Annotated in this window: 12 protein-coding genes; 5 read left to right on the top strand and 7 right to left on the bottom strand. The window is 41.8% G+C overall.

Features of this window, described 5'->3' with window-relative positions; genetic code table 11:
• Window positions 1-5: 5 nt before the first annotated feature.
• Complete coding sequence (locus MKA69_RS06105; protein WP_305847686.1) at window positions 6-3,800, top strand: type I restriction endonuclease subunit R; 3,795 nt, start codon at window positions 6-8, stop codon at window positions 3,798-3,800.
• Between the two features lie 195 nt (window positions 3,801-3,995).
• Here MKA69_RS06105 and MKA69_RS06100 read toward each other — a convergent pair whose 3' ends face one another.
• Together MKA69_RS06100 and MKA69_RS06095 are read right to left on the bottom strand one after the other, a co-directional pair.
• Window positions 3,996-5,171, bottom strand: a complete 1,176-nt coding sequence (locus MKA69_RS06100) for a hypothetical protein (RefSeq protein ID WP_126936781.1) — start codon at window positions 5,169-5,171, stop codon at window positions 3,996-3,998.
• Between the two features lie 47 nt (window positions 5,172-5,218).
• Window positions 5,219-6,247, bottom strand: coding sequence for a nucleoid-associated protein (locus MKA69_RS06095; RefSeq protein WP_047929083.1), 1,029 nt, complete (start codon window positions 6,245-6,247; stop codon window positions 5,219-5,221).
• 724 nt (window positions 6,248-6,971) lie between these two features.
• On the opposite strand from MKA69_RS06095, the gene MKA69_RS06090 reads away from it, so the two are divergent.
• Window positions 6,972-7,301 carry a hypothetical protein gene (locus MKA69_RS06090; protein ID WP_305847685.1) on the top strand — a complete coding sequence of 110 codons (330 nt, stop codon included), beginning with the start codon at window positions 6,972-6,974 and terminating at the stop codon, window positions 7,299-7,301.
• A 341-nt stretch (window positions 7,302-7,642) separates the two neighbouring features.
• Here MKA69_RS06090 and MKA69_RS06085 read toward each other — a convergent pair whose 3' ends face one another.
• The 5 genes from MKA69_RS06085 to MKA69_RS06065 form a co-directional block, all read right to left on the bottom strand.
• Complete coding sequence (locus tag MKA69_RS06085; RefSeq protein WP_305847684.1) at window positions 7,643-8,137, bottom strand: hypothetical protein; 495 nt, start codon at window positions 8,135-8,137, stop codon at window positions 7,643-7,645.
• A complete protein-coding gene (locus MKA69_RS06080) occupies window positions 8,137-10,362 on the bottom strand; it encodes a hypothetical protein (RefSeq protein WP_305847683.1) in 2,226 nt (741 codons plus the stop codon). Before MKA69_RS06080 ends, MKA69_RS06085 begins: the two co-directional genes overlap by 1 nt.
• Window positions 10,355-11,962 carry a site-specific integrase gene (locus tag MKA69_RS06075; RefSeq protein ID WP_305847682.1) on the bottom strand — a complete coding sequence of 536 codons (1,608 nt, stop codon included), beginning with the start codon at window positions 11,960-11,962 and terminating at the stop codon, window positions 10,355-10,357. Before MKA69_RS06075 ends, MKA69_RS06080 begins: the two co-directional genes overlap by 8 nt.
• On the bottom strand, window positions 11,952-13,301 hold the full coding sequence (locus MKA69_RS06070) for a site-specific integrase (RefSeq protein WP_305847681.1): 1,350 nt from the start codon (window positions 13,299-13,301) through the stop codon (window positions 11,952-11,954). The genes MKA69_RS06075 and MKA69_RS06070 overlap by 11 nt, the downstream gene beginning before the upstream one ends.
• 151 nt (window positions 13,302-13,452) lie before the next feature.
• The gene (locus MKA69_RS06065; RefSeq protein WP_000168293.1) at window positions 13,453-13,986 is read right to left on the bottom strand and encodes a single-stranded DNA-binding protein; all 534 of its coding nucleotides are present in this window, start codon (window positions 13,984-13,986) and stop codon (window positions 13,453-13,455) included.
• A 291-nt stretch (window positions 13,987-14,277) separates the two neighbouring features.
• Here MKA69_RS06065 and MKA69_RS06060 point away from each other — a divergent pair, with 291 nt between their 5' ends.
• From MKA69_RS06060 to uvrA, 3 genes are all read left to right on the top strand, one after another.
• Window positions 14,278-14,922: a LuxR C-terminal-related transcriptional regulator gene (locus MKA69_RS06060; protein WP_258463999.1), complete on the top strand. Its 645-nt coding sequence runs from the start codon at window positions 14,278-14,280 to the stop codon at window positions 14,920-14,922.
• Between the two features lie 171 nt (window positions 14,923-15,093).
• Window positions 15,094-15,966 (top strand): UTP--glucose-1-phosphate uridylyltransferase GalU, encoded by an 873-nt coding sequence (galU, locus tag MKA69_RS06055; protein ID WP_032469645.1) that lies wholly within the window; start codon window positions 15,094-15,096, stop codon window positions 15,964-15,966.
• A gap of 155 nt (window positions 15,967-16,121) precedes the next feature.
• The gene (gene uvrA / locus MKA69_RS06050) at window positions 16,122-18,944 is read left to right on the top strand and encodes an excinuclease ABC subunit UvrA (protein WP_055028970.1); all 2,823 of its coding nucleotides are present in this window, start codon (window positions 16,122-16,124) and stop codon (window positions 18,942-18,944) included.
• Window positions 18,945-18,961 lie beyond the last annotated feature (17 nt).

Here is an 18,961-nt window from a genome sequence, read left to right as displayed (position 1 = left end):
ACGCAATGAAATTCACAGAAGAACGGCTAGAACAAGCCATCATTGAACTGCTAGGGAAAGAAGGCTATCCACATACTCGTGGCGAGTCGATTGAGCGAGCACCTGAAGATGTGCTGATTAAGTCCGATCTTCGTGAATTTCTAGCCAAACGTTACCAAGCGGAAGGTATTACAGCTTATGAGATAGAGCAAATTATCCATAAGCTTGAGTATCTTCCAGCTTCAGATCTCTACGATACCAACAAAGCCATCATGAAGTTTGTCTCTGATGGTTTTTTGCTTAAACGTGAAGATGCAAGCCAGAAAGACTTATACATTCAGCTTATCGACTATGTTGATCTCGATAACAACTGCTACCGAATCGTTAACCAAATGGAGATACAAGGCTATGAGCAGCGTATCCCTGACGGCATTCTGTACATCAATGGTTTACCATTGGTGGTGTTTGAGTTTAAGAGCGCTATTCGTGAAGACGCGACTATCTATGATGCGTATAAGCAGCTAACCACTCGTTATGATCGAGATATCCCTGAACTATTCAAATACAACGCTCTATGCGTGATTAGTGATGGTGTGAATAACAAAATGGGGTCTTACTTTGCCCCATACGAGTTCTATTACTCTTGGCGTAAAATTACGGGTGCAGAGAAGCTAGATAAAGATGGAATCGATTCCCTCTTTACGATGATCAGCGGCTTGTTTAACAAAAAACGACTCACTGATGTGATACGTCACTTTATCTACTTTCCTGATACTACAAGCAAACAAGAAAAGATCGTTTGTCGTTACCCTCAGTATTACGCAGCAACCAAGCTTTTTGCCAATATCAAACAGCATATGAAGTGCTTTGATGAGCACGGTAAGCTAGTGAGTAGTGACCCTCTTCGTGACGGTAAGGGTGGTACGTATTTTGGAGCAACTGGTTGTGGTAAGAGCTACACAATGCTGTTCTTATCTCGCCTACTGATGAAAGATGTCGAATTAGGTAGCCCAACCATTATTCTTATCACTGACCGTACTGATCTGGATGACCAGCTTTCAGGTCAATTCACCAATGCAAAAGGTTATGTAGGTGATCAAAACATCATTAGTGTAGAGAGCCGTGCTGAACTTCGTGAACACTTGAAAGGGCGTAAAAGTGGTGGTGTATTCCTGACTACCATCCATAAATTTACTGAAGATTTGGAGTTGCTGACTGAGCGAACCAACGTCATTTGCATCTCGGATGAAGCGCACCGCAGCCAAACCAATTTAGAACAGAAAATTACCGTTACTGAAGACGGGGTGAAAAAGACTTACGGCTTTGCTAAGTACCTGCACGACTCTTTACCTAACGCTACTTACGTTGGCTTTACAGGTACGCCGATTGACGCAACGTTGGACGTGTTTGGTGCGATTGTGGATCGCTACACAATGACCGAATCGGTCTACGATGAAATAACTGTTCGAATTGTCTATGAAGGTCGAGCGGCAAAAGTTCTGATTGATAGCCGACAGCTCGAAGAGGTCGAAAAATACTATAAAGCCTGTGAAGAAGCTGGAGCAAACGAATATCAAATAGATAAAAGCAAAACGACTATGGCAAGTATGTCTACCATACTGGGCGATCCAGATCGCATTAAGGCCATAGCAAAAGACTTTGTTGAGCATTATGAGAAACGTGTTGAAGAAGGTACGACTCAAAAAGGCAAAGCAATGTTCGTTTGTAGCAGTCGTGAAATCGCTTATCAGTTCTACAAAGAACTGATTGCGCTTCGTCCTGAGTGGGATGAGGTAAAAGTCTGTGAGGACGGTGCGACTTTATCGGAAAATGATAAGAAAAAAGTGAAGCCGATGGAACGAGTCAAGATGATTATGACTCGTGACAAAGATGATGATAAAACGTTGTGGGATAAGCTCGGTAGCAAAGAGTATCGTAAAGAGCTAGATCGTCAGTTCAAAAATGGCAAGTCGAACTTCAAAATCGCGATTGTAGTGGATATGTGGTTAACAGGCTTTGATGTACCGTTCCTCGATACCATCTACATTGATAAGCCATTGCAAAAACACAATCTGATCCAAACCATTTCGAGAGTAAACCGTAAATTCGAAGGTAAAGAGAATGGTCTGGTTGTCGATTACATCGGCATTAAAAAACAGATGAACCTTGCCCTTTCCCAATACACCTCGGGGCAAGAACAGAACTTAGAAGACATCAAACAATCGGTCATTATCGTTAAAGATCACCTGAGTTTGTTGGATGCTCTATTCCATAAATTCGACTCTAAGCCGTACTTTAACGGCACTCCATTAGAGCAGCTACATTGTTTAAATGCCTCGGCTGACTTTGCACTCAGAACCAAGAAGTTTGAAAAGACGTTTATGGATCTGACTAAGCGTCTTAAATCGGCTTATGACATTTGTGTTGGAAGCAGTGAACTGACCCAAGCCCATAAAGACAAAATTCATTACTATCTAGCCGTTCGAACCATAGTATTTAAAATCACCACTGGCGGTGCGCCAGATGTAGAGCAAATGAACCGCAGAGTAAGGGATTTGGTCAAAGATGCTCTGATCAGTGATGGAGTCGAAGAGATCTTTAAGCTGGGTGAGAAAGACGGTAGTGAAATTGATATTTTCGATGATGATTACCTTGCCAAGCTGGAAATGGTGAAACAGCCAAATACGAAACTGCAACTGCTTCAGCAAATGCTTGCCAAAGCGATTGGTGAGTTTAAAAAGACCAACAAAGTGAAAGGTATCGATTTCACTAAGAAAATGAATATGTTGGTTGAAAAGTATAATGAGCGTGACGAAAAGAATGTACTTCGCTCGGAAGTCATCAATGATTTTTCAGATGAAATTATCAATCTTTACAATGAACTACGTGCTGAAATGGCTTCGTTTGGTGAAATGGGGATAGATTTTGAAGAAAAAGCGTTTTACGACATTCTCATTTCACTGGCTCATAAGTACGACTTTACCTACCCAGAAGATAAGCTGCTTGAACTGTCAAAAGAGGTAAAAAAGGTCATTGATGATAAAGCCAAATATACCGATTGGAACAAGCGAGACGATATCAAAGCTGAACTGCATTTCGACTTGATTATCTTGCTTGATGAATGGGGATACCCACCAATCGACCGTGATGAAGTGTACAAAGAGATTTTCGAGCAGGCTGAAAACTTTAAGAGAAACAATCCTAACCGCATCAGTAACGATGAGCGACCATCAGAACCAATTCCGATGCTACTAGGAGATAAAAAACTCTATCGCGCATCTCAAGTTTCTCGACTCGCTAATGCTCAAGAACTAGCCACGATCACATTCAAGGCAGAATTACCCTATGAGAGGGATTTTGGTGAGCTTTTCACTACGGGATATTACAGTGAGCTTAAAGAGTTAGGTATTGTTTCTTCATTGGTGCTAGATACCACAATGACCGCTTTGTCAGAGCTTGAACAAGCTACAAAGGAGCTAGAACTACCTTTGTATGATGGAGAGCGTAGTGGCATTGTCTGGGCGTTACAGTCTGCTAGAGATGGAAGTATATATGATGAGTTTATCGCTTATGCTGTCGAAGTCGCGGGAGACGAGAATTTTCGTACATACATTGAAAGTGCTATTTATGATGCCGCAAAAACTTCATTTTGGGCATCATTCGTTTTGATACCTAACGTCATACGCAAAAAGTACCAAAAACGTTGTGAAGAAAAAAATACTCAGGCAGAGATCGATGAGGCAATCGCCAATAGCCCGAATGTCGTTGATTTTAGGAAACATAGTAAATGGAAGAATAACTCGAATAATTCCATTCATTAACTGGCAATGGTAAAAACTTTATGACTATCCCCAAGCACAATGAAACTTAATGCCTTGGAACTTGATTAAAGATTAAATTGTTTGAGTTGAGTTGGTTGATACAAAAAAGCCTTTGACACTGTCGAAGGCTTTTCTAACTAAATCTGATTATGAGCGACATAGTATCTTCGTTGTAATATGTTTTATTGTGATACTTTATCCAGCTACTATTGGAAGCGTAATCGCTTTGTACGTGACCAGCACTGTAAAAACAAGCAATACGATAGCGAAAACCATAGTCGCTAATAGCTTGAGCCACACTCTCAGTTTTCTTGTATCTAAGCCCTGCTCTAATGTTCCAAGCTCATCCTTTTGGCCTGCTTCAAGCTCATCACCTAGACGCTTGAACAGATCTTTATATTCATTCTCAGTAGCACTTAATGTCGCAAACTGACCTAACAGATTCCAACAGACCACGACAACCAGGAAAAACACCATCAAGCAGTACGAGATATTCTTAAAAAATTGAAGGCTTTCTATCGAGTCTGTTGCTTGCATTTGCGAAGTAGCAAACCATACACCCAATGGAATCGAAAATGTTTTGGTGGCAACTTCATCAAACACTTTATTTACTTTGTCTATGTACTCTGTTGCTTTCTCTCGATACTCTTTACGTACTTTATCAAATGAATAGTTTCGAACATATTGCTCATAACTAACTAATAATTTACTTGTAAATGCATTAAAATTGTTAACTAGATGAGACAATCTCGACTTAGGGTCAAGATCACTTAATAGGTTGTAAAGAGCCTCGCGAACTAAACTGTTCATCGCCTCTTTGTGCTGGTCTTTACCTAGCAACTCATCATAAAAACCAATATCAATATCTGCACTAAGCACGGAGTGATCAACAGACAAAGTTATATCTAGTGGTTGACCACATAAAATAGTATATATGTTGCCTTTGTTTACATGGGCAACATCCTTAATTAAGTTACACACTTTTGAAATATTTAGATAAGTTGTGAACTTAGCATTTTTAGAATCTTTCGTGAGAATTTCGTTGAGGTCGCTGATATAGACTGCTTCAACAGGATTGAGCAGATAATCTGTATAGTTTGTTAAATCAGCCCAAGTAGAGCATATAAAGTAATCTTTGTTTTGAGCTGATTGTTTGCTTAATTCGATCTTAGCTCGATTACACGCATTGTAGTGCTTATCAGTAATCTCATCGTTTACTGTTAAATCAGGCTTTCTAGTATCGTCTTTATAAATACTAAATGAAGCCGAGCACAGCCCGACTTCATTCAACCGCTTAAGCTTGTCAACAATATCTGCGTTAAAGTCTACAAAACCATACACGTCGTTGCCGTCAACAACCACATCGGTCATCAACTCTCTTATCGACTTGTATAGCTTTAACGTCTCAATATTCATAGCTAGTCATTGTCTTTAGCTTCTCGCTGAAGGTCTATAATGCTCTGTTTCAATGTCTCTGGGATATCAGTAAAAATCAACTGTTCATTTTCAAATGTAACGGTTTTACCAAGCAACTCGTTGTCAAAGCTAATTGATACACCTTTACCACGGCCACTTAAGCGAACATAACGTTTCAACTCTGCTGAACTAATCGCTATTTGCTCGCTTAGTTGATGTTCGTCATTACGAGCAATAGCTAAGAAATCGTCAGTTGAATCAGGGAAAACTGCATTAGCGACATGTGTTAGGAGCACTTCTTTACCCGCTTTCTGTTGCTCTTGGATAAAGCTATGAGCACTATCTAATTTTGATTGTGTCTCATCACTACCTAAGCCTAGCTCAGAAGAATAAGTTTTGATCGCTGTTTTTAAAGCACTCGTTTCACGAGTTGCGGCTTGTTTATCACGCTGACACCCAATAAAAGACTCAAAGTAATCGCGCATTTCAACAGAACGACCTGTTTTGAACTTGATATAGCGAGTACTCAAGCCCTCGTCCCAGTCAGTTAAGTTGATAGATGCGCCTAAGTGTAAGCGGTTAAGGTCTATGATTGTAGCTGAACTTAAATCAAGATCTTTACTTGCGTTAATACCGTCAATTCGATTTAGTACGGTAATCGCTAACAATGTGTTCTCACGATACTCATACATGTAAAATGCCAGTATACCACCTTTGACACTTTGGAGCTTAGGCTCACGGATAATATCAGCAAATCGCTCAGCCATGTCCTTGGTAGTTTCAACGAAGGTTTTCTCTTTGTTTTGTAGGCGCTTTAACTGTTGCTCGAAAGCTGGTTCAAGCGTCGAATCACCATCTACGCCAAACTCACCAATATTAAGCGTTGATTGAGAAAACAAGTCAATTAGTTGTTCAGTTAGCTTGCTTCCTAAGCCTTCAATCGAGTTTTCTTCATCACGCAGATTTGTTACTACTGGATCACCATCGTTCTTACGTGTAACTTCATGAAGAATTACGTTCTTTATTGCCATGCTCTAGCCTTCATATAAAAACATTATGCATAGAGTACAGTAACCTAGTATTTTCAATGAAGAATTTTGTTTGATGAAAGCAGCTTAGATCTCAATAATTTAATCAACATAGTGCAACAGATCATATCATCACTTTACATCGGATAACTCTGTCCAAACCTTTTTATGGACTAATTGCAATATTAGTATTTAACTCATAATTCGCTTAGGCTACTCCTTCACAATACAGCGTCTTAAATTTGCGTTTTTTGCTCTGATGAACCGATAGGCTATGATGACTTTCTCAAAATTTTCTTCTTGGTATAACTTTCGATGCTGGACTGTTTTTCAGGTAGAGAATGCAACTCAAACACCATATGGTCAGTATGTAAATGTTTGCTCATAGAAAGTATCATGCTTTTTGTCGGGAAATAATCACAAGCAATTTATTGCCTGTGAGCAAGTTTTTGCCTCATCAATTTTCGCGTTATCATGCGCTTAAAGCATAATATGCGAGGATGTTATAACCATGATCAAATATATCAGTCAGTACAATATGCATTAGATTGAACTGAACACTTTACCTGAAGCTCCCAAACCTAGACTTTCCCCGAAATAAAGATACTTAAAAGAACGTCAAGAGAATCATCGACAATCTGAAGAAACGTGGGCTTATGTCCAAGCAAACGAAGACCGTTATGCGTTACAAAGAGCGGATGTCCTTACTCGCCAAAATGCCTCACAAATGCTTGATGACTCTCTTCGTGACTCACTAAACTCGCAGTGTTCACTTGAAGAAGAAATGGCAAAGAATCATCAACATGTTCTTATTGCTATGGGGGTGTTATTGTGTATCTTGATCATGTCTCCTAAAGCTCTTTTTCGGGGGAAGAAGATAAATGAAGTTTATTCCCCTAGGGCAATGCAATTAGCGAACAAAGTGTGTGTTTATTTTGCATTGGCTGGGATAGCTTTTGCTGCTGGTTGGACATATCACACGTTGGAGCTACTGGAGCAATATAGTTATGTCTACAGCAAAGATTTAACTAAGATAACTCCAACAGGTTTCATCTAATGTATGTTCGAACAAATTGAATAGAACTACTTTAGGCACAAACATAACAAACGCATGAAGTGGGACTATCAACGCGCTGCGTTTCCAGTCCCATTGAGCCGTATTGTTGGCTATGTTTCATCATTTAGTCCAATGATGCTCTCTTAGAAGCCAATACTCACCTGAATGATCAAGCATTGAACTTGATGATTTTTGGGGATGATTTTCAAAAGTGATCACAAATAAGTTATTAAATATTAGAGTTTTTAAGCATAACACGTACTAACTAAATTAAATAACAAAGCCCCCCTCCTCTATGAAGAAGATGATACAAATGTCAGCATAGACTGAATTAGTACATCTTATATAGACTTGGCAGGCAAACCATCATCAATTGTAGAAGCTAACTTATTGAGATCGACGCCATCCATCTTCTGAAGGTTGTATTGCCATCTCGCAAATCTTTCAAGCAACATATCGTTTTGAGAATTAAGCCTTTTATTTTCTGAACTAAGCCTTTCATTCTCTTTTTCAAGTTTTTCTATTTGCTTGATTAATTCTGCAATCGCTACGTCATCATTCCCTAGGTTAGAGATAAGATCACTTAATTTATCAGAACTTTCGAACAACGACTTGGCATCTTGGATAGCTTCTGATTTCTTTTGCCTTAGCTGCTCTTTCTTCAAATCAAAAGCATGCTTAATTTCATCATACTTGGTGAATGTGAAACGTGATGGCGGCTTTTTTAGGCCAAGCTCTAACTGTAATTTCTCAGCTAAAAGCTCATAACTAAGTTTGCCAGTCCACCCATCGATGATAGCCAGTATCGTTTCTTTGTTGTCTGGAACAAAAGCCATTATGTCTCCCTCATATCAGATAGTGCTAAAGCCATAAGATCAAACCCTTGGATAGCGCTTTGTTCATTTATGTTCAGTGAGCGCTTCACAGGAGAGGGTGATAGCTCATCAGGTATTCTAACGTGTGCGCCATCCGCTTTTTTTGGATCTTCAAGAAGAAAAATGAGTGTTTTTATCTTAGATAAGCGAAAGCCCAGAGCTGTAACCCATCTATCCGCTCCAAAAACCTGATCTTCTGCGGCGGCTTTCGCATGCCTCAATTGCTCTTCATATAGCGCTTCAAGAGTTTTTAACTCTTTAAGAGAGTGAGGTATACCTTTAAGGCAAACATGTTCATTACAGACCTCACAGTCACCATTTTTAACACATGGACTCTCGGCATAATTGTGAACACAGAAGCCTAACCCTGTGAACTGAGCAACACCATCCCTATCAACCCCAAGAGCTTTCAGTGAGATGGGAAGTCCAAGGTCATGTAAAACCATTGGCGGTGGCGGCGCTTCGGCAGTGTAAGGTTCTAACAACTGGTTAGCTTGAGCAACAGTCATGACACCAGATCCAATCGTAACATGCCCAATACGCTGAGTTAGACGTGACTTTTGCTTTTCAGTTCGTCCGTCGTAAGCTTTGTTTTGCTTGATATCAGCTCGCCCTGACCATTTGGCGATAAGCCAATCAGCTTCACCTGCTAACTTTAATTTCGTGTTTAACCAGTGACGAAATTGGTGACTATTTAGCTTGAGAGGTGTCCCATCTTCATCTGTGATATCTAGCTCATCAAAAATTGATTCTATGCCTCTGTCAGAGCCGATAGCATCACTCAGAGAGCCATGTCCAAGATGAACCCATGAGAAGGGCTTAACAGCGAATTCCTTGTGAAATTCATGATCTCTGACTAATGTGATGCAATCCCATACTTCCATGTCGCCATACTTTGGGAAATCCCGCGTCTTATATTGTTCATCAATAATAGAACGGAGATCCCTGTAACTAGGAAATCGAATGACGATTCCTGTTGGCTTACCCGTGTATCTATTTACGATCTCATTGTTCGGGAGAACGATGTGTCCTTGACACAAATCCTTTTTCCAATCGTTCACATTGTTCAAGTCGCTAATTAAACGATTTAACCACTTGACGTTGCTACCATACGTCGTCCAAGTGATGTCAGTTCCTCTTTCTGATTTACCTGTTTTAAATCCCATTACTTTCGCGAACTGATTATATGTCAAAGGCTTGTCTTGGGAGCTTTCTGAGTCACTAGCCAACATGAACAGTTCAGGATTGTCGTACGCAAATTTTGCAGCAGATCTGGCTGGAGCAGAAATCTCAACAAGTCTTTCAAAAGCTTGTTTAACAACGTCTTCTAGCAAAGCTGGCACCCACTTTCGCACGGGATCTCCCCCTTTGGCAGGATGCCACATCAAGTACCAACGACCTTTATCACTTCGCTGTAATGAATTGACAGCCAAACCATTCAATTCGATATTTCGGCTGGGCTGGCACATCAACATAACGCAAACACTACTAAAATACTTCTGGCGTGGTGTCTTAGCTTTATGAAAAGCGTCTGCTACCTGCAACATCTGATAATCTGACGGACATTTATCTTCCATTTCCTTGCGACTTTTTTCGTCTAGTTTTATGCTCGCGTCAGATTGACGAGGAAACGGGTTCGACCAATCTTGTAGATCTAGTTTAAATCGTTTTTCTTTGATGAATTTCAATACCTTTTCGAACGAAAGGCCGATATTGCGCTTGCCGCCAGCGCCTAGATCACTACTCCGTATCTTCTGCTCTACGCGATCAATCACATTATTGTTGATGTTCATTATATCAACTGAAGATTTATCATTGTGAGTAGCGTGCTCTTCTAATGCTTGATAGAGGAATACAAGTGATGAAGCCCAAGTAGTTGAATCTTTCTTGTTAAGCGATTGCTGGTAGCGAACATATGCTTTCGCAAAGTCAGAAAAAGGAGGCTGGAAAGGTGTATATTTTGAATGATTCTGACTTGCCCCAAAAACAATCGTCAGCTTTTTTCCTTTTTCAGTCTTCCACGACCACTTATCACATTCCCAGCCATTCTGAATAATGCCTTCAGGGGTTTTGAACTGAGTGTTTTCAAACAGACTCAGATCATTTTTCGCAAAAGCGATAAAATCATCATAATTCTTTTGAAAATCAATTTGATGCTTAGGAGTAAACAGCAAAATATTAGACATTTAAGGCTCCTTCATTTTCTAACTCTTGCTTTCTTGCGTTGCACCTTAGAATGACCGCCTTAATAGCATTGATACTGCGGTTATGTCCTTGCAAAACAAACTCACTAGCTCCCATTTCACGCTTTCGATCTCGTTTCAAAACGACGCTTTTCAGCATTTTTTCATGAGGAGCATTTAACCAAGGTTGAAATTTATTGCATGTGTAGCAATGCACAGAGTCATTAGCACAAAAGCCAAATGTTCCACAGTTTCCTAAAGGGTTGCCTTCGTCATTATTAATTCTGCTTCGAGGATCGTTAGCTCGAATTGCATCTTTTTCACTGTCTATTAACGTGCCAGAAAAAGCTTGAGCTAATGGGGTAAGATCGGTAGCTAGCGCCTCGTCGATTCTATCCGCCATCTCTTCATTAAACTCGGTATACACGGTGACATGTTGAGTATCTTCATGCCCTAACTCCTCAGCTATCGTATGCTCGCTGGCTCCAAGCATAGCCATGTTCGTCGCATGAGTGTAACGAAATCGACGTGGATTAATATGCAAATCTCCATAATCGCCATTCACTTTAATTCGCGTTGTTTTTAAGGGACAAAGCCGAGCTAACCTTCTTACTATTTCTGCAACTGATGGGTTTGCCCCATTAGTCCGTAGGCACAATAAATCAGGCGTTTTCTGTTGTATTTCTTCAAATTCACTAAAGTCTGCGAGATTCGATATCTGTCGCTCATTAATAAAAATGGGGATCTGCTTTTTCTGCTGACTAGTGAGGCTGACGTTGAAATGCTCTTCAACCATTTTTATTGATTGTTTTGCCTGTGCAGTCAGCACCAATATCAGGTCTTCACTAACATCTTTTTTGATTTGGTAAGACCCTCTAAACGTTTCATGACGTTTTTTGGCGTTAGGTATCCGTAAATCAAAGTGTTCAATGCCAGCCTCTGTTCTGATGAGTAGATCCTCATAATACATATGGGTTAATTGGATAGACCGAGCACCTGTGTATTGCAATGCCATGATGAACGCATAGTCATATAATGAAATGAGCTGCTCTGTAAATGCATCTACGTACCACGTAATGAATGCGGATTGCTCTTCCAGTGTATAAGCACCACTGTATGGGCAGCCTAGTGCAACCGCTTTCCCTTTTTTATTTCCTGAAATTTTGAGCGCTGAGAGCAAGCCAACAACTTTCTTATCAACACCGTAGATTTCCTTGTCATGCCAATCAAGCAAAAAAGCACGGATGTATCCGTGCTTGTATTCAGTCTCTTTGGTCAAACTACTTTGAAAATTAATGATATGCTGTTCTGCTATTTTATCAGTTACACCCGTTTCAAATAGCAATCGAGTGAAAGAAAAAATATTGCGTGTATAGTTAGATGAAAATTCAGCAGCGTAGTCCGCCAAAGCAAGTCTGAAACACTCAGAAAACTTAGGAGTAAGACTTAATGGTTCTAAAAGAGCCAAATTCAAACGCACATTGGTATCCAACTGCCAATTATCAGAATAAACGTCAAATTCATAGTTAGCTTTACTTAGTCGCTTGTCTGTCTTTGACTTTATATCTCTATAAGCACTGTTTTTTTTCGTATTAACAGCCATAAACACCTACTTCAGCCTTATGTTTTAAATTTTCATGCATCTTTCTCCGCATCTTATTGGCTTGTTCTATAACTGTTCGTTTCAAGTAAGGTCTGCCAGAGTTTGGATCGGAATGTCCATTCTTCTCAGCTCTAATCTCTAGCTCGCGTGCTTTGGTGATTTTATTGTTATCTGCATATAGCTTGGCTGTTTGGGGTTTCCCTTCGGCTTCTAATCGCTCCACTTCTTCCTCAACCGCTTTTTTTTCTTGGTCAATACTTTTGGATAGCATATGGTTGAAATAATGCCTAAAGCTGTGTGGTGTGATCCCCCAAAAACGTTCAAAATTAACCTTGCGAATACGATTAAAGATATCGTTTATCGTTTGTTTTACCAGCGGTTGACCTGATTCATGGCTTCCACTTTTGGCTTTGTGAGAGACAAATATAAATGGATGTTTTTTTGCCGCCTTTGTCTGAAAACGATAGGTTCTAACGTAGATGTTTAGTAAATCTCTCAGTTCTTTCGAGATTGGAATACTTCTACCAAGCGTCTTCGCTGTAGGCTCATCTAAACGAGGGTCTTCTTTACTATTATGTCTACGTACAACTGATAAGGTGGGGTTGTCAGTGTCAGTACCGATGTCACCAATTCTTAGAGCTGCTAGTTCACTGCGTCTAAATCCCGTTTCATACAAGATTTGAACGATGAGGTAATTTCGAAACCGAATGACAGAGTTACGAAAGGGATTATGTTCAGAGTTGGGTTTAGCCACAGCAACAAAATCTTCAAATACATCATCTGGTATCCCTGATTTATCTGAAGCCATTTGTTTGCTTTTTAAACGATCCTTTGGCATGTCGCTTTTTAGCTGCGTCTTCATTAAATCAAGCGCATCAGATAACTGCGAAGCAGACGGTTTCTTCTTAACTCGCTCTTTACCACAAAAGTGGAGATATTCAGTAATATGAGCCATGCGAGAGATATACTGAGACTTTGTGACGGTGGGCTTATCTTTTGATTTAGAAAGATGAAATTTGCCCATATCGGTAACATTTGTTTTAATCTGATTTTTGAAGACGCTAGCTCGATAGCTACAATGCTCTTTCAGAGCATTGATATCATCAAGGGTTGGAATGGCCCCGTTGTAAATTTCTTCAAGCAGATCTCTGCCATTTATACTTTCCCAAAGTTTTAAGTGTTTGATGGACTTTAGATACTGTTGAATTGAAGATGTTGTTAATTTCTCCCTGAGTTTATTAGTGACAAAGTGCGTTACCCAAAAATCAGGCATGCCGTCATCGTCTAGTAAAAAGACATAACGCTCACCGCTCATAAACTTCTTTATCTCAATCTTCATACCCAACCCAAAAAATCAACATAAAAACTTGTAAGTTAATAATTTACACACTCACCCTAAAAAATAAACACTTTTTTTTCAGCCAATAAAAGAAAAGGCCGCTATTAGCGGCCTTTAGTGTATTTTTCAACATTTTTTATTTTGTCTTTCGTTAGAATGGGATGTCGTCATCAAAATCCATCGGTGGCTCGTTGTATTGCGGCTGAGCATACTGTTGAGGTGCCGATTGTTGCATTGGCTGATGCTGCTTCGCTGGCTGCTGAGGTTGTCCCCAACCACCTTGCTGTGGTGCATTCATACCGCCTTGCTGAGCAGGCATTCCACCTTGTTGAGTGCGGCCACCCAGCATCTGCATGATGCCATTGTAACCTTGTACAACCACTTCAGTTGAATAACGATCTTGACCGCTTTGATCTTGCCACTTACGTGTTTGCAGTTGACCTTCAATATAGACTTGAGAACCTTTACGTAGGTACTCACCCGCCACTTCGGCTAATTTTCCATACAGCGTCACACGGTGCCACTCGGTTTTTTCCTTCTGCTCACCCGTGGTTTTGTCACGCCAAGTTTCGGAGGTCGCGATGGTGATATTCGCTACTGCGCCGCCGCTTGGCATATAACGCACTTCAGGATCTTGGCCTAAGTTACCAATCAAAATTACTTTGTTCACGCCACGGCTTGCCATGTTTTGCTCCGTAATCAAGTCATGTCTATCAATTTCAAGTAGTCGGCAAGGATAACACCGTTTTACCCACTGAACCAATCGAATTCCCAGATTCTCATTGCAGCGTGAGCGATTTCACTCTCCTTGTTTATCCGTTTTTAAGAGCATCTCACCGAAATAACCTGCTGATAAACCTATCGGTTACCTTGCCTATTGAGGTGCTCCGCAAACTGCTTTTATCCCATAGCGCGTAAACGTATTTTTCGCCATATTAGGTGCATTATTTCATATCAATTAGGTATGCAATCCATCATGCAACGAGCCAACTACGCACGCACTATTTACTTACTCACAATTCAACCCGAGACTTTACATCCCAATATTCAGGCGGCGATAACCAAACTCAATCTTCCAGTTCCGATCATTGAACCAGAACGCCTACTGCGCGAATACCAGTCTGATAAACACAAAATTTTACTGCTCGACCATAGTGAAAGTAACGCCATTCGCCAGAAATTAGGCCCTCTAAAACTCACCAGCCCATACTTCGAAACGATTTTATTCAATGTGGAAAAACGCTTAAAAACGGAAGATTTACTCACCTACGGGAATTTAAAAGGCTTGTTCTATGCCAATGAAGAAACCGGTTTTATGGCACATGGATTAGGTGAAATCATTAATGGACAAAACTGGTTACCACGCCATGTAAGTAACCAATTGCTGCATTATTATCGCTATGCGTTTCAAACTCATCAAACACAAGTAACCATTGACCTCACCGCTCGTGAAATCCAAATTTTACGCTGCTTACAAACGGGGGCTTCCAATATGCAAATCGCAGAGAGCTTGTTTATCAGTGAGTTCACAGTGAAATCGCACCTTTATCAGATATTTAAAAAGTTAAATGTAAAAAACAGAGTCAAAGCCATTGCTTGGGTAAATCAGAATTTATTGTGAAAAAACGCAAGATTATCGAGGTATTACTCTGGATATTTCGTGCTGAAAAATGTAGTAACAATGCGACTGCACACACATTTTTTTGGTCGATAACACCAACGTAATGCAGTCGCGAATCAGAAATGGTAGAGTCGGCAAAAATTTCTCCCTAGCACACCATAGAGCAAGATTATGATTAAGAAGTGTCTATTTCCGGCAGCTGGCTACGGAACGCGATTCCTACCAGCAACGAAATCAATGCCTAAAGAGATGATGCCTGTCGTTAACAAGCCACTGATCGAATACGGCGTTGACGAAGCGATTCAAGCGGGTATTACAGGTATGTGTATTGTGACGGGTCGTGGTAAGCACTCGATCATGGATCACTTTGACATGAACTACGAGTTAGAGCATCAGATCCGCGGTACCAACAAAGAAGAGTTATTGGTTGATATTCGTAAAATCATTGAAACCGCTAACTTTACTTTTATTCGCCAACGCGAAATGAAAGGCTTGGGTCACGCGATTTTAACGGGTAAAGAGTTGGTAGGAGATGAACCATTTGCCGTGGTTCTAGCGGATGACTTGTGTGTCAATGAACAGCAAGGTGTATTGGCGCAAATGGTCGCGCTGTACAAACAGTTCCGCTGCTCTATCGTTGCGGTACAAGAAGTTCCTGAAAATGAAACCCACAAATACGGCGTGATTGCGGGTGAGATGATCAAAGATGATCTATTCCGTGTCGATAACATGGTAGAAAAACCAGAGCCAGGTACCGCGCCAAGTAATCTCGCGATTATCGGCCGCTACATCCTGACTCCGGATATTTTCGATCTCATTGAACAAACGGAACCGGGCAAAGGTGGTGAAATTCAAATCACCGACGCTCTACTGAAACAAGCTAAAGCGGGTTGTGTCTTAGCGTACAAATTCAAAGGTAAGCGCTTTGACTGCGGTAGCGTAGAAGGCTATATCGAAGCCACCAACTTCTGCTACGAAAATATGTACAAGAAGAATGACCAAAAAGTGGAACTTGCCAAGCAATCCACTCACAAAGGTCAGTAATTCTTAGCTAAACCGTCCTATTTAAAGCCAGTGGATTCCCCTATCCGTTGGCTTTTTCACTTTCAATAAAGACTGTTTTTTTATCCAGTATTTGCTTGCACTTTGTTCACTCTATGTAATACTTGCTGCACTTCGTTTAGCAAAGAGCAAATCAGATGGACAAAATCGAAGTACGCGGCGCTCGTACCCACAACCTCAAAAATATCAACCTGACCATTCCACGTGACAAGTTAATTGTCATCACTGGGCTTTCTGGTTCAGGTAAGTCATCACTCGCTTTTGATACGTTATATGCAGAAGGCCAACGACGTTATGTCGAATCCCTTTCGGCTTATGCTCGTCAATTCCTTTCTCTGATGGAAAAGCCCGATGTCGACCACATTGAGGGGTTATCACCCGCGATTTCGATTGAGCAAAAATCCACTTCCCATAACCCACGCTCCACCGTGGGTACCATTACCGAAGTGTATGACTATTTGCGTTTGCTCTATGCAAGAGTCGGAGAGCCGCGCTGCCCAGAGCACCAAGTGCCACTCAAAGCACAAACCATAAGCCAAATGGTCGATAAAGTTCTGGAGTTACCTGAAGGTAGCAAAATGATGCTGCTCGCCACCATAGTCAAAGAGCGTAAAGGTGAGCACGTTAAGACACTCGAAAACTTAGCGGCACAAGGATTTATTCGCGCACGGATCGATGGTGAAACCTGCGATCTTACCGATCCGCCCAAGCTTGAACTGCACAAAAAGCACACCATTGAGGTGATTGTCGACCGTTTCAAAGTGCGCAGTGATCTACAGCAACGCTTGGCAGAATCCTTTGAAACGGCCCTAGAACTTTCCGGCGGTATCGTCGTCGTAGCTCCGATGGAGGGAGAAGGTGAAGAGCAGATTTTCTCGGCTAACTTTGCTTGTCCGCATTGTGGTTACAGCATGCGTGAGCTTGAACCACGTCTGTTCTCTTTCAACAACCCAGCCGGTGCTTGCCCGACCTGTGACGGCTTGGGGGTACAGCAGTATTTCGACCCAGACCGCGTGCTGCAAGATGCCAACTTAAGTTTGGCGCAAGGCGCAATTCGAGGTTGGGATCAAAAGAACTTTTACTATTTCCAGATGCTGACTGCGCTGGCGGAACATTATGATTTCGATGTACACACACCATTCAACAAACTGAGCAAGAAAATTCAGGAAATTATCCTGCACGGCTCCGGTCGCTCAGAAATTGAATTTAAGTACATCAATGATCGCGGTGATATCCGCCTCAAAAAGCACCCTTTTGAAGGCATTTTGCATAATCTGGAACGTCGCTATCGCGATACCGAATCCAACTCAGTGCGTGAAGAACTAGCGAAATACATCTCCAACAAACCTTGTGGCAGCTGTGATGGCACACGCTTGAAAGTCGAAGCACGCAATGTATTCATAAATGATACGGCGCTGCCAACCATTGTTGAGCTGAGCATCGCCGATGCGCTGACGTTTTTCCAAGAGCTGAAACTCGATGGTCAACGTGCACAAATTGCCGAAAAGGTGATGAAAGAGATCAATGATCGTCTGCAATTTTTGGTCAACGTGGGCCTCAACTACTTAAACTTATCACGCAGCGCCGAAACTCTCTCTGGTGGCGAAGCACAGCGAATTCGTTTAGCTAGTCAGATCGGAGCTGGCTTAGTGGGGGTCATGTATGTACTCGATGAACCCTCGATCGGCCTCCACCAACGAGACAATGAACGCTTACTGCAAACCCTGACCCACTTACGCAATCTCGGTAATACCGTTTTAGTGGTTGAGCATGATGAAGATGCGATTCGCATGGCGGATCATGTGATCGACATCGGTCCAGGCGCAGGGGTACACGGTGGTATGGTGGTGGCAGAAGGCAATGTCGATGAAATCATTGCTAACCCGAATTCATTGACTGGCCAATACCTCAGTGGCGTGAAAAAAATTGCCGTGCCGACTGAACGAACGCCACGCGATGCAAGCAAAACCGTTGAACTCAAAGGCGCGGTAGGGAACAACCTCAAGAATGTCGACTTATCGATCCCTGTCGGTCTGTTTACTTGTGTAACGGGTGTTTCAGGCTCCGGTAAATCAACTCTAATCAACGACACCTTTTTTAAAATCGCGCATACCGCGCTCAATGGTGCCACGACCGCCACACCTGCGCCTTATCGAGCGATCCAAGGTTTAGAGCACTTTGACAAAGTGATCGATATTGATCAGAGCCCAATAGGGCGCACTCCACGTTCCAACCCTGCCACTTACACGGGCATCTTTACCCCGATCCGGGAACTGTTTGCCGGAACGCAGGAATCACGCTCTCGCGGTTATCAACCGGGGCGCTTTAGTTTCAACGTGCGTGGTGGTCGTTGTGAAGCATGCCAAGGTGATGGTGTGATCAAAGTTGAAATGCACTTTTTACCGGATGTGTATGTCCCTTGTGATGTCTGTAAAGGCAAACGCTATAACCGTGAAACGTTGGAAGTACGCTACAAAGGTCGCACCATTGATGAAGTGCTTGAGATGACGGTAGAAGATGCGCGCGAATTCTTTGACCCTGTCCCTGTGATTGCACGTAAGCTGCAAACACTGATGGATGTTGGGCTTTCTTATGTTCGCCTCGGTCAATCGGCAACTACCCTCTCTGGCGGTGAAGCACAGCGGGTGAAGCTAGCACGCGAGCTTTCCAAACGTGATACTGGAAAAACCTTGTATATTCTGGACGAGCCTACCACAGGGCTACACTTCCACGATATTCAACAACTGCTTACCGTGTTACATCGCCTACGCGATCACGGCAACACGGTCGTAGTGATCGAACATAACTTAGATGTGATCAAAACAGCGGACTGGATTGTCGACCTAGGCCCAGAAGGTGGCCAAGGTGGCGGCCTTATTATTGCAGAAGGGACACCGGAAGATGTGGCGCAGATCGAAGCTTCACACACCGCACGCTTCCTCAAGCCTTTGTTGAATTAGAAAAAAAGGCTAAAGTA

This window comes from Vibrio sp. AH4, assembly GCF_030710545.1.
Lineage (GTDB): Bacteria > Pseudomonadota > Gammaproteobacteria > Enterobacterales > Vibrionaceae > Vibrio > Vibrio metoecus.
Note: the sequence above shows the minus strand (reverse complement) of the source record. Positions and strands in the feature narration are given on the sequence as shown.